Raw genomic sequence first — 12,740 nt, forward strand, 5'->3', positions numbered from 1 at the left:
ATGACTATATTTTTCTAAACTGTAAGTAAGTCAGAACAGAAAGCAGAGTAAAAAAAGCGGGATCACTCCAACCAAAACCAACAAATATTCCGATAACCCCAGCATATAGGGTAATCACCACACCTAAGCTATTGGTAATCAACAAAGCAAGTAATAACTTCTTTGCAATAAGGTTTGAGTCAATATCACGCAGTAACAAACTTATCGCTGCAATCCCCCCAAGGAAAATACTGGTATGTTGCGATAAGAACACCGCATATTGATCATTAAGCTCAACACCATACATTGGCCACATTAGATGTGGAATAAAGAATAGAGTCAAAGCAAACACGCTATAAATTACGCCATGCACAGTTAAGAAAGTTTTGTTATTCATTACTCTATATCCAAATAAATTATGCGATTGGGCCATTATTAATCACTGACAGCGGTTCATTAATATCAAAGATATAACCTCGAATATTAGTGATTCCCATACTAGTTAAACGCGCGGTATGCATTGTTAAATAAGCTTGAGCAGAAACTTCGTCTTCAAACAAATAAATGCCACCGCCAAGTTGAGATTGCTCACTTGTCGTCCAAATTTTCCAAATCACACCCGGTTCTTGATTAATTGATTCCGCTAGTCCCGTCATCATCGCCGCCATTTCATCACCAAATGGGCCGGTAAAATCAAAATCTACTTGCAGTAATTTACTCATCTTTATCTCCAACTAATTAAGCAATTAGGAATAACACTTAGCGTGTCTTCTCCCTTGCGATAGGTGCTATAATACTTATAAAAATTAAACATAAAAGTTCATAAAACTGCGTATAACTGTGAGTATTTTAGACAGATGAGATTAAAAACAACCTTAGACCAGTGGTTAACTTTATTTGAAATAGACAAAGCAGGCAGTATTCAAGCAGCCGCTATCGCATTAAATAAAAGCCATACCACGCTTATTTATGCCGTAAAAAAACTGGAAAACCAACTCGGAGTTTCATTACTTAAAGTTGAGGGACGTAGAGCCATATTAACTGATGATGGTAAGTCGTTATTACGCAGAGCGCAGTCTATGCTTGAACAAGCAAAAGCACTTGAAGAGATCAGTACACAGCTGTCTCAAGGCATTGAAGCTGAAGTCACCGTTGCGATAGATCACCTGTGTGATCGTTCATGGTTATATTCCGCCATGTCTGAATTTCTTAAAGATAACAGTACGACTTCGGTTCAAATAATTGAAACCTCACTCTCTAAAACAACCAATACGGTAACCTCAGAAAATGCCGATATTTCTATTATTACTCTGCCGATTACCAATCATCCTTGTGAGGCTTTTGGTATGGTTGAGATGTTTCCCGTTGTTGCAAAACATCACCCATTAGCTTCATTCCCTGCCCCTTGTTTGGCCGATCTTACAACCAGTAGTCAAATTGTCATTCGGGACTTAGGATTAGAGAATAAACAAAATGTAGGTTGGCTGAAATCAAACCAACGCATCACCGTTGATAATTTTGATCATGCATGGCAAGCCACCAAACAAGGCTTAGGATATTGCCGTCTCCCATTACATATTATCGATAATCATAACGACAAAAATATGGTAATTTTAGATATAGAAGGCGCGAGCAGTTATCAAGTTCCATTGCACCTTACACTTCCAAAAGGCGCTAAAACAGGTCCTGCTGCCAAGCACCTTTATCAATTATTGATAAACTCGATTGCAACCAGAAAAACTCAATAATAACGATAATCACTGGTATAAAAATCCAGTAGTTTATTGATCGCAATATCTCGGTACGTGTCTTTCTCAATTAACATATCGTGATAAGCACCTGCAATGGGTTCTAAATGACTTGTATGGCACTTCTCATGGAATTCAGCTTGTGCAACATTACTCACCACGAGATCATCCCCAGCTTGAAGAATTAATATTGGGATTTTTACTTTATGCGCATTCGCAATACATTTCTTACCCGCCCTAATAGATTCAGTGATCCAATGGGTACTTGGTCCGCCTAATCTTAAGTTTGGCTTCTCTAAAAATAAATCAAGAAATAATTTATACCTCGCCTCACTGTGAGTTAAGACATTATCCTTGTATTGAACCTTTTTAAAGTGGCTTTGGCCTAATGCATAATTTGGTTTACTCGCTAATACATCAAGTAAATTTAGCGTTTGTTTTTTAAAGCCATGCGCCCTACCGGAGATGTATACACCAAACATAGGAGAAGTTGCTGCCGATGCCTTTACTGGATGATCAAAGGTTGATAAATATTGAGTCATTACCGCTGCCCCCATAGAGTGAGAAAGCATAAAACATTCCCTCTCTAAATTTGGTCGCACGACTCTCTCCATAAAAATATAAAGATCCATAACATAATCATGAAAATCATCCACATGACCTAATTCATGATCTTGTGTCATTCGCCCGGATTCGCCTTGACCACGATGATCATAAGCATAGATATTGAAATACTGACTTAATTCAAGAATCGCTTCTTTATATTTCCAATAGCTTTCATTGCGGCCATTCACAATAACTAATGTTTGCTTTTTATCGTTAGGATTAACATTGATCCATTTTAATGGAATACGCTCTACACCTAAGACTTCGCCACACTTTTTATTATTCCAAATAACATCAATCTGATCATTATATTCTTGTTGCTTTGCTTCATCTGTAAAATGCGCTTCACGCGTTTTCACTAAAAAACGTTCTTGTGATAAATGCGCTAAATTCAGCTTTGGGGCAATGGTTTCAAGAAATAACTTACCCACTTCTTTCCCGTGATGATAATCCGCATCTAATTGTTTTTTCGTACTACCAAGTACCTTAGACTGAAGGCTTCTGTTTGGTGAAATTTCATAAATGATGACATCATCTGGTGGGTTCGCTAAAAACGCTTGAGTCTTACGATAGTTCTCTTCGTGAGTAACAAGCATTGCAGCCATATGATCTAAGGTATTATTTTTTGTCATCTTCGCGAGAGAAATCAGCCAATCATGATTTTCTTTAAAATCAACAGGTACTGTGCGAATAACAACAATATGACGGAAACCTCTATCATACGCAGCTTGTACTGGGATAGGGGTAGTTAAACCACCATCAAGCCAACGTTTATCGTCCATAATTACGGGCTGTTTATGTAAAGCAGGAATAGCGCAAGAAGCACGCAGGATATCTTTCCAGTTAGTAGTCGAAAGATCGAAATACTTGGTCTCAAAATTGGTAGCATGAGCTGCAACAGCAAGCACTTGTTTGGTATTGAGGTGTTCTTTCCCAACCTTCCAATTAAGTGGAATATCAGATTCTGTTTTATCAATTAACCAATCTAAATCCATCCCTTCGCCAGTCAATAAAAAACGGGATAATTTAAAAAAATCAGGACTACGAGTAACTTGATCGATAATTCGATAAGCGTGACCTTTATGACCACAGATATAAGACGCTAAATTCAGTGATCCAGCTGAGGTTCCAATCAATAAATCAAACGGATTAAAGTTCGCTTGCAGGAAGCTATCAAGTACTCCTGCAGTAAATACACCTCTTTGGCCGCCACCTTCAGTAACTAACGCAATTTTATCGACATCTCTTTTAGCAAAACGAAATACATCAAAGCTATTTTTACTAATCGAATAATGTTCACCCATCATATTTGACCATTTCCGACAAAGTAATTATGTCCTTCTATTATGACATATCGCTATAAAACTCGGGGAAATAAATGGGCTTTCTATAAATAATGAGGTTATTCCTCTCGTGGATAAAGAAACCTCCTCCATAACTCGATATTTAAGATCCATCTATGTTATGGTTCTTTTGATAATAAGGAGTCCTATGAACGACTATGAATTTTTCATCAGAATAAACGATGCGATATTACTTGAGTTTGATGTATTTAAACCATGGGAAAAGACGTTACTTTTAAGTGTTCAAAACCAGTTAATGGACAGATTCCCACTTTCCGATCCACAAAGGGAATTACTCACTAAAATACTCGATAAAAAAAGACCCAAGAAAAAGAAAAAAAGAACAATATAAAAGCCATTCTGAACTTAATCAGAATGGCTTTTTTGTTATAGACGAGAGCTTAGTACAGCACCATCGTTAGATAGCCTAGAACTAGCACTATCATAGATGTTAGTGCATAAGGAACTGGATAGCCTACCGCAGGCATATCGCTTTGGCACTCATCCTGAGCACCTTTCATTGCTGGGGTACTATTACGTCCACCGGCACATGCACCCGCTAGGATTGCAGGATTCATCTTGCGGAAATATAAACCATAAATCCAAGCCAATAATGGTGGAAGTAAGGCCGCGACTAAACCTAAACCTGCAATTTTAATTACCACGATACCTTGGAATGACGCCAAGATTTTTGGCCCTACCGTTGCTGCTAATACCGCAACAAATAAACTCAAACCAATATCTTGTAAGAAGCTACGAGCGCCTTCACTCATAGGCCCACCAAAGGCTGGATTACGAGTACGTAAGAATGAAAATACAATCCCCGTCAGCATACAACCCGCAGATGTTCCCAGTGCAAATGGTATCCCACCTAAAGTCACACTCAAGTGGCCACAGACATAACCGATCAATAAAGAAAGTGCTAAGTAGAATGTCTCTGTTAACGTGCTCTCAACAATCGGATTACTGTTCAGTTTTTTAGCCGCTTGTTTAACACACCAATCAGAACCAGCAACACGAATGACATCCCCTACTTCAACCACTGTTTTAGGTAAGATAGGAAGTTGATGTCCTTGTCTGAACACCGCTTTCATATAGATACCAAAGCCAACCTCTTTACTCATTTCTTCAATAGTTTTGCCTGTATAGGCTGATTTACCTAAATGAATATCAGCAACTTCTATGTCTACATTGCGTGCTCTTGGTTCATCCACTTCGACACCAACGGTAGATTCTCCACCTTCGATTAAGACGTGGTAATCACCTCGGATCCCGATAACATCCCCAAGTTGAAGTTGTGGATTATCTGATGCATCAAATACTTCATCACCGCGAACAACTTTAAGAATTGCAGCGTGAGGATAACGATGGAATAACGCTTCAACACCTTGACCAACTAATTCTTGATGATCGACTCTATACGCTCGAATATCTAAAGGAAGAACCCCTAAGTTTGAGAACCCATTAGTACTCGGTAGCGCTTCTGCATCACCACCAGCACCAAAATCGGCTTCAGCATCTTTACCCGCTTTCACCGGATCAATACCAAACATCGCTGGTAGGTATTTAATAAGTAGAATAATAAAGACACTAGAAAGAATATAACTAATGGCATAACCAGCAGCAATGTTGGCACTGATTTGATCAAGCGTCATACCTGCAGGCGCTTTAACAGCCCCTGAATTAATGGCAGATTGAGCAACACCCATCACAGCTGTTACGGTGTAACTTCCAGAAATAATCCCTGCGGCATAACCCGGAGCTAAATCAAGCAATTTAGAGCCAAAGAAAACAATAATGAAATTACTGAACACAACAATGAGGCCAATCACAACAAAGTCTAGTCCGCCTCGTGCCAAACCAGAAAAAAACTGTGGCCCTACTTTCATACCAATGGCATACATGAACATCATTAAGAAGATATCAGACACCAAACCCGGCGCATCAATATGTAAGCCATAAACAGAGAAAGCGGTTAATGCGATACCGACACCAACAACCAATGTACCTGCTGTTGAGCCTAAATTAATGCCTTTAATTGTTACTTTTCCTAAAGGATAACCAATGGCAATGCTTAAGAAAAGAAACACAAAAGGATTGTGGGCGATATACGTAAACAGAAAACCAAATAATCCAGAGGTTTCATGTTGCGCTAACGCTTCGACGGATTCGGCTGCCATAAGGCGACTAGAGAATAAAAAAAGTGACAGAGTAAGTAATAAAGTCCGGCGTTGAGACTTCATCCACTGAGAGGCATGGTTCAATTGATCCATATTCATAATTATTTCCCATATAGAATAAAGATAAACGAGGCTTCTATGAAGAATTATAGAAGCTAATTGAAAAAATTGGGCCGCGAAGATGCGGCCCAAAAAACATCAACCGTGATTAAAACCTGAAGATTCGGTTTCATCACTGCCGTGGGAGATAGGATGCTTATCGAAAAACTCGATGCAATGTTTTAGATCAGCAACCAGTAAATCGGCTTGATCTCGGCTAAAGCCATGACGAACCAAAATACGCATGATCACTAAGTCTTCACGTTTTGGAGGCATCGCATACGCGGCAATTTGCCAACCACGAGAACGAATTCGATCCGAAAGATCAAACAAGTTAAACCCTGGGTTCACACCTTCTTTCAATGACCAACTCATTGCAGGGATACCACCTTTGCCATCATAAATAATGTCAAACATGCCCATTTTTTCGATTTCAGCAGAAAGATACACCGCCGTGTCATAACACGCTTGGTGGATCTTACGATACCCTTCTTTACCTAAACGTAAGAAATTATAGTATTGCGCTACAATTTGACCTCCAGGACGAGAGAAGTTCAACGCGAAGGTCGGCATGTTGCCACCTAGGTAGTTCACATTGAAAATCAAATCTTCATGTAATGCTGACGCATCACGCCAAATAACCCAACCCACGCCTAATGGACTCAAACCAAATTTATGACCTGACGCATTAATTGATTTCACTCGTGGCAAACGGAAATCCCACTCTAAATCAGGGTCACAGAATGGGGCTAAGAAACCACCACTTGCCGCATCAATATGCATTGGGATGTCTAATCCCGTTTCTTCTTGTAGTTTATCTAACGCTTCATGCACTGCTTTTACTGGTTCATACTGACAAGTAAACGTCACACCTAGCGTTGGCACTACACCAATGGTGTTTTCATCACAACGTTTGATCACTTCTTCAGGCGTCATGATTAAACGGTCACCTTCCATTGGGATCTCACGTAGTTCAATATCCCAATAACGCGCAAATTTATGCCAGCACACTTGAACAGGACCACAAATCATATTTGGTTTGTCTGTTGGTTTGCCAAGCTTTTTCATTTTTTCGCGCCAAGCCCATTTTAAGGCCATTCCACCGAGCATTGCCGCTTCACTTGAACCCGTAGTAGAACAACCTAACGTATTTTCTGCGTCTGGTGAATTCCACAAATCCGCTAACATATGCACACAACGAGCTTCAAGCTCTGCTGTTTGAGGATATTCATCCTTATCGATCATGTTTTTGTCGATACATTCGTCCATTAGTTTATGAACTTCGTCTTCAACCCAAGTTTGACAAAATGTTGCTAAGTTTTGTCGAGAATTGCCATCCATCATTAATTCATCATGAACAACTTGATACGCATGACGAGAGTCATGTTCTTGTTCAGGCATTTTGTATTTTGGCATAGATAAGGAAAGGTCAGTTGATGAATAGACATCATCGAGAAGATCGTCTCTGACTGTATTTTTGGAATGAAGAGGCATACGTTTAGCTCCATTGAATTAAACAAACAATAAAAATATAAACTGTCGAATTTAAATAAATTCGGCCTTAATCAGTAAGTAATTAACAACACAGTCAATTACTTACTCATTAATCTTTAGTTACACTTTTAGTCCCTTTAATTGATGATGTCAATGTACTTTCTGCTCATTTTTTAAAACATAGACGCCACTAAATTCATATTTAGTAGCACGAATATCACGTCAAACCCTGATAGAATAAGACTCTTGTAACAAAATTTAGAATATAAAATCCGCCTATTTTTGAGAGCGAATAATTTCTTTATCAACCCACTTTAGTAATTGTTTTATAGCTTTAGATAACACCTGATTTTGTCGTACAACATAACCTAAGCTTGTGGTTGGGAATTTAGGTAACGGGGTTACCTTCGTCTTCAAACTTTGTTTCATGTAAATCGAAAACTCAGGAACGATCGCAACACCAAACCCCGCCTCAGCCCAATCAATTTGAGCATCGACACTGCCTACTTCCATAATGCGATAGTTAGGTAAATTCAATGAAGGTAATGCCAAATCCAATAAGTCACGAGTTCGCGTATCATGCCCTAGCAATATCAATGTTGGTTCTTCATCTAATTCAATATTAGGGTTATTTTTTGCTTGCTGCCATAGATCTAAGTTATCACCTAATGCACACCATTTTATTTGCTGAAGCTCAGTAAAATGCAGTGGCTGACTCTCTTTTTGTGCAATAACAAATCCTAAATCAGCTTCTGCACTTTTCACTAATTCAGACGCTTGTGAAGAGGTTGTATTTAACAAGGAAAAATCGATCCCAGGGAACTCTTGTTTAAATAATTGAAATGGCCCGATCAATAATAAGCGAGAAATAATATCGCTAGCGGCAATGGTTAATGTTCCGCGACTCAAATCATTAATCGCATTAAGATCGGCTTGGCAAACTTGCAGTGCCATTAATGTATTTTGACTGGTTTCAAGTAGCCGAACCCCTGCTTCAGTTAAATGAAATGGATTCCTCTCGATTAGCTTCACCCGCGTCGTACTCTCTAACTGTTTGATATGTAAACTAACGTTAGGTTGGGTCATGTGTAATACCGTCGCGGTTTTACCAAAGTGTTTTAACTCAGCTAAGGTTACAAATGTTTTAAGCCAATGAAGATCAAGCATTCCTATACTCTCTTTTTGAATACATTTCATCCAATATGATATATGGATTTCTTATCAAGTCGATAATTATAATTAATTTCTCATATTGCATTATTGGGATTAGCATAGCGTCTTAATCATTAAGGAGTTTGTGTTATGCCGTCTATTGTTGTTGTTGGTGCTAATTGGGGCGATGAAGGTAAAGGCCGTATCGTTGATTTTCTTGCTGCGGATGCGTCTGCAAGTATTCGTTTTCAGGGCGGTAATAACGCCGGTCATACTGTGGTAAATGACTTCGGTACCTTTAAGCTACACCAACTTCCAAGCGGTATTTTTAACCCGGACTGTACAGCGGTTCTTGGCCCTGGCATGGTAATTAGCCCTGCAGCATTAAGCGAAGAAATCGCAGAAGTTAAAGCGGCTGGCATTGAAGTAAAAATGCACATTTCTGACCGTGCTACGCTTTGTCTTCCCCTTCATGCGCTTGAAGATACATTAGAAGAATTACGTTTAGGCGACGGTGCTTACGGTTCAACTCGTCAAGGTATTGCTCCTGCGTATGGTGACCGTGTAATGAAAAAAGGCATCCTTGTTGGTTGGTTAATGCAACCTGAAGTATTGCTTGAGCGTATTCAATTCATGCTTGATTGGAAAATGCCACAACTTAACGCTCTATATCCAACGTGTGATTTCAGCCAAACGGCAGAAGAAATGACAGAATGGTTATTAGAAGTAAGTGCTCCTTGGCGTAAATTTATCTGTAACGTAACTGAACCTCTAAAAGTAATGCAAAAGAACGATGCAAATTTATTGTTTGAAGCACAGTTAGGCGCAGGTCGTGATTTAGTTTACGGTGAATATCCATGGACTACCTCTTCAAACGTAACCGCAGCTTATGCTGGTATCGGCAGTGGTTTACCTGCTTTGCGTCCTGAACGAATTATTGCCGTTGCTAAATCATTCAGCTCATCTGTAGGTACTGGTACACTAGTTACTGCAATGGAAGAGCAAGATAACTTCCGTGAAGCGGCTAACGAATATGGCGCAGTAACAGGTCGTCCACGTGATATGGGTTACTTTGATGCAGTTGCAACACGCAACGGTGTTGAACTACAAGCAGCAACTGAAATCGCACTAACAAAAATTGATTGTTTAAGTGGCATGGCGGATCTTAAAATCTGTACGTCTTACGCTGGCGAACACACTGAGAATCCAATCTGGCCTCAAACTTCAGCACTAAGCCCTGTTTATGAAAACATGGAAGCATGGCAAGAAGACATCACTGGTTGTCGTACTTTTGAAAGCCTACCAAAAGCGGCTCAAGCGTATGTATTACGTATTGAAGAACTAATGGGCGTGCCAGTAAGTATGGTGTCTGTTGGTCCTGAACGTGAACAAATGATCATCCGTTAATCGGACGTTATCTAAAAATAACAAAGCCACGCAACCTTTTGGGAATTTTAGGTTGTGTGGCTTTTTTGTATCAAAAATATAAACGTAATTTAGCTATAAAATGCATATACGATAATAAAATGGAACACAAAGCCAACTAACACAGGTACTGAAGTACGTTTGGCTACATCAAAAGGACTTAACTTCGCTCCTGTTGCTGACGCAATAACAACCGCCGACACTGGAGACATTGCACGGCCAATTGCTGAAGCTTGTTGCATTGGCATTAACATCGCAGCGGTATTTGCTCCCATGCTTGATGCTATCGTTGGAATTAACTCAACAAACGCTAAGAATGGTGCATTACCTGACCCCATAATTACTGCTGCCATCAAGGTAACAACAGCAAAAACTAAAGTCATTGCAACACTTGGTAAACCAACCGATTCAGCAAGCATGATTAAATTAGAAATAGCGCCTGTAGCTTGGATCCCATAAGCAAAAACACCAGCAGCCACGAGTAAAACAACAACGCTACTAAACGCACTTCCCATTCCTTTCGAAAAGACACCAAAGCCATCAAACACAACCTTTAAGCTTCTTTTTGTAACGCATTCACACAGCATGGCGACAAACATGGAAACAAAGACGATTGTTGTCACATCCATATTGATGGTTGAAACCACTAATTTAGAAAAAACCACAGCCATAATAATAGGAAGTAGAGGTAACATAACATAGTAACTCGGCGCAGAACTCCCCTCCTTTGATTCAGCCAGTGCGGCTTCTTCAAATTGCTCAGGGTGTTTTTTATCTACATGAGTTTGCCAGATAACATGCATAATCCCGATAACTACCATTGTTGCAATCGATGTTGGTGCTTGGTAATGAGAAACGTAACTCATTAAATCCATTCCTAATGCTTCACTGGCACGAATAGCATCAACACCCGTTGGGGTAAAGCTTACCGCCAATGAACTAGCAATAACCGCGGCAGCACTACCACGAGAAAGACCTAAGCCTAACATTACAGGATACAGGGTACCCATTAATAACACGCCTAATCCAGTTGCTGATGGAATGGCGAGTTGAAGAATACTCGCCATACAATAAGCAAAGAACAACATGATATTTTTATTTTTAATGCGACTTAATGGTTTTGTGGCTAAGCGAACGACGACATCATTAGCACCAATATGACTCATATAATCAGCAAATCCGACTAACGCCATTATCATCAAGCCTAATGCTCCCGCACGATACCCCATCAAAAATTGGATATACTTAAACGGGTCAAATCCTGAAAAATTGGTTGATGCTACAGAAGCAGGTAGCATCGGTCCCCAACCAAATATCCCAGTAGCAAAAATTAAAATAGTCCCTGACATTAATAAGGTAGGCTCTGCTTTGTAGCCTTTTAGAATCATTCTGGCGGCAATAACGACAACAATAAGAACCAATATTAACTGAGCCATATTTATATACCTTCATGCTCAGTTAAATTGATAATAATTGTCTTAACCACGTTACTTGCAGCCACTAGTGATGGTACAGGCAAATACTCAAATATTGAGTGGAAGTTATGGGCGCCAGTAAAAATGTTAGGACATGGCAACCCTTTTTCTGAAAGCACAGCCCCATCGTAACCACCACGCATAGGGATCACTTTTGGTTCTATACCATTTTCTTTATAAGCCGCCATTGCTAAATCAACAGGCAATGTAGAGTCTTTTAAAAAATTATGCACGTTGCTATAACGATCACTCATTTCAAGAACGGCTCGATTGTTATTCGCTTCATTAAACATACTTACTTGTTCGGCAATAAAGGCTTTTCGATATGCATAACCTTCTTCCGTGAAATCTCGAATATCCATATTAAGAATGGTTTTTGCTGAATTTCCTGCAAGTTTCTTCATCCAATAATAACCTTCACGCCCCTCGGTGTGTTCTGGCGTTTCTTTTGCGGGGAACTGGGTCATGAAAGAATTGGCTAACAATAAAGAATTGATCAAATTACCTTTTGAGTTCATCGGATGTGCAGATTGTCCTGTGAATGTAACCACTGCATTACCTGCATTCCAGTTTTCACAAACAAATTCACCAATTCCACAACAGTCTAGTGTGTAAGCAAAATCAGCACCAAACTCATTCACATCAAATGCATTTGCTCCCAGAAGCCCTTGCTCTTCATCAGGAACAAAACCCACCTTTACCGTTCCATGCTCAACTTCTGGATTTTCGTGGAAAAACTGCAATGCATTTAAAATGGCAGCAATCGCCGCTTTATCATCAGCACCAAGTAATGATTGTCCATCACTCACTATGATTTCTTGCCCAACATAATTTGCAAGTTCTGGCTGCTCTTTTAGAGAAAGAATTGGACCAGTAGATAATGGAATATCTCCCCCTTCATAACGAACCACCTCTGCATGCGTATCTTCAATTCGCTCTGAACTGGTATCAAGATGTCCAAAGAAGGCAACAATTGGTAATTGTTTTTTAGAGTTAGACGGTAAAGTCGCGGTAAGAATAGCGGTATCTCGAAGAACAATATCAACACAACCTAGAGCTTCTAATTGCTTTTTAACCAAACATGCTAATTCATATTGGCCTGCGCTTGAAGGCATGATACCAGCAGCACCATTCGCTTGATTTGTGGTTGTATTGATCTTTGTGTAACCTAAAAAACGCTCTACTACATTCATTGTTTTAATCCAAAATTACTTATAAAACAAAGATATTACGATTTTT

General features: G+C 39.5%; 11 protein-coding genes. 3 read left to right on the forward strand and 8 right to left on the reverse strand.

Annotated features, from left to right (window positions below):
• Positions 1-4: 4 nt before the first annotated feature.
• Positions 5-376, reverse strand: a complete 372-nt coding sequence (locus BTO23_RS06445) for a hypothetical protein (protein WP_061002149.1) — start codon at positions 374-376, stop codon at positions 5-7.
• Between the two features lie 19 nt (positions 377-395).
• On the reverse strand, positions 396-701 hold the full coding sequence (locus BTO23_RS06450) for a monooxygenase (RefSeq protein WP_060990702.1): 306 nt from the start codon (positions 699-701) through the stop codon (positions 396-398).
• Positions 702-836: 135 nt separating this feature from the next.
• Here BTO23_RS06450 and BTO23_RS06455 point away from each other — a divergent pair, with 135 nt between their 5' ends.
• Complete coding sequence (locus BTO23_RS06455; protein ID WP_105063193.1) at positions 837-1,727, forward strand: LysR family transcriptional regulator; 891 nt, start codon at positions 837-839, stop codon at positions 1,725-1,727.
• On the opposite strand, the gene BTO23_RS06460 is transcribed toward BTO23_RS06455, so the two are convergent.
• Positions 1,721-3,640, reverse strand: coding sequence for an alpha/beta fold hydrolase (locus BTO23_RS06460; protein WP_245922087.1), 1,920 nt, complete (start codon positions 3,638-3,640; stop codon positions 1,721-1,723). The two genes, BTO23_RS06455 and BTO23_RS06460, sit on opposite strands and share 7 nt — an antisense overlap.
• 184 nt (positions 3,641-3,824) lie before the next feature.
• Here BTO23_RS06460 and BTO23_RS06465 point away from each other — a divergent pair, with 184 nt between their 5' ends.
• Complete coding sequence (locus BTO23_RS06465) at positions 3,825-4,028, forward strand: hypothetical protein (RefSeq protein WP_060990697.1); 204 nt, start codon at positions 3,825-3,827, stop codon at positions 4,026-4,028.
• Positions 4,029-4,077: 49 nt separating this feature from the next.
• Here BTO23_RS06465 and BTO23_RS06470 read toward each other — a convergent pair whose 3' ends face one another.
• From BTO23_RS06470 to BTO23_RS06480, 3 genes are all read right to left on the reverse strand, one after another.
• Complete coding sequence (locus tag BTO23_RS06470) at positions 4,078-5,955, reverse strand: aspartate:alanine exchanger family transporter (protein WP_105063194.1); 1,878 nt, start codon at positions 5,953-5,955, stop codon at positions 4,078-4,080.
• Between the two features lie 99 nt (positions 5,956-6,054).
• Entirely contained in the window at positions 6,055-7,449 is a 1,395-nt protein-coding gene (gene gad / locus BTO23_RS06475; protein WP_060990695.1) for a glutamate decarboxylase, read from the reverse strand.
• Between the two features lie 276 nt (positions 7,450-7,725).
• Positions 7,726-8,616, reverse strand: a complete 891-nt coding sequence (locus tag BTO23_RS06480) for a LysR family transcriptional regulator (protein WP_060990694.1) — start codon at positions 8,614-8,616, stop codon at positions 7,726-7,728.
• 135 nt (positions 8,617-8,751) lie between these two features.
• Here BTO23_RS06480 and BTO23_RS06485 point away from each other — a divergent pair, with 135 nt between their 5' ends.
• Positions 8,752-10,008 carry an adenylosuccinate synthetase gene (locus BTO23_RS06485; RefSeq protein WP_060990693.1) on the forward strand — a complete coding sequence of 419 codons (1,257 nt, stop codon included), beginning with the start codon at positions 8,752-8,754 and terminating at the stop codon, positions 10,006-10,008.
• 89 nt (positions 10,009-10,097) lie between these two features.
• Here BTO23_RS06485 and dcuC read toward each other — a convergent pair whose 3' ends face one another.
• Positions 10,098-11,462, reverse strand: coding sequence for a C4-dicarboxylate transporter DcuC (gene dcuC / locus BTO23_RS06490; RefSeq protein ID WP_060990692.1), 1,365 nt, complete (start codon positions 11,460-11,462; stop codon positions 10,098-10,100).
• A 2-nt stretch (positions 11,463-11,464) separates the two neighbouring features.
• Entirely contained in the window at positions 11,465-12,694 is a 1,230-nt protein-coding gene (gene pepT, locus BTO23_RS06495; RefSeq protein WP_060990691.1) for a peptidase T, read from the reverse strand.
• Positions 12,695-12,740: the final 46 nt, after the last annotated feature.

The sequence above is a fragment of the Aliivibrio sifiae genome, from assembly GCF_002954715.1.
GTDB lineage: Bacteria > Pseudomonadota > Gammaproteobacteria > Enterobacterales > Vibrionaceae > Aliivibrio > Aliivibrio sifiae.

Coding starts and splice junctions, on each gene's coding strand:
- BTO23_RS06450 (WP_060990702.1), bottom strand. CDS start 701: ATGAGTAAATTACTGCAAGTAGATTTTGATTTTACCGGCCCATTTGGT.
- BTO23_RS06460 (WP_245922087.1), bottom strand. CDS start 3,640: ATGATGGGTGAACATTATTCGATTAGTAAAAATAGCTTTGATGTATTT.
- BTO23_RS06445 (WP_061002149.1), bottom strand. CDS start 376: ATGAATAACAAAACTTTCTTAACTGTGCATGGCGTAATTTATAGCGTG.
- BTO23_RS06465 (WP_060990697.1), top strand. CDS start 3,825: ATGAACGACTATGAATTTTTCATCAGAATAAACGATGCGATATTACTT.
- pepT (WP_060990691.1), bottom strand. CDS start 12,694: ATGAATGTAGTAGAGCGTTTTTTAGGTTACACAAAGATCAATACAACC.
- gad (WP_060990695.1), bottom strand. CDS start 7,449: ATGCCTCTTCATTCCAAAAATACAGTCAGAGACGATCTTCTCGATGAT.
- BTO23_RS06455 (WP_105063193.1), top strand. CDS start 837: ATGAGATTAAAAACAACCTTAGACCAGTGGTTAACTTTATTTGAAATA.
- BTO23_RS06480 (WP_060990694.1), bottom strand. CDS start 8,616: ATGCTTGATCTTCATTGGCTTAAAACATTTGTAACCTTAGCTGAGTTA.
- BTO23_RS06470 (WP_105063194.1), bottom strand. CDS start 5,955: ATGAATATGGATCAATTGAACCATGCCTCTCAGTGGATGAAGTCTCAA.
- BTO23_RS06485 (WP_060990693.1), top strand. CDS start 8,752: ATGCCGTCTATTGTTGTTGTTGGTGCTAATTGGGGCGATGAAGGTAAA.
- dcuC (WP_060990692.1), bottom strand. CDS start 11,462: ATGGCTCAGTTAATATTGGTTCTTATTGTTGTCGTTATTGCCGCCAGA.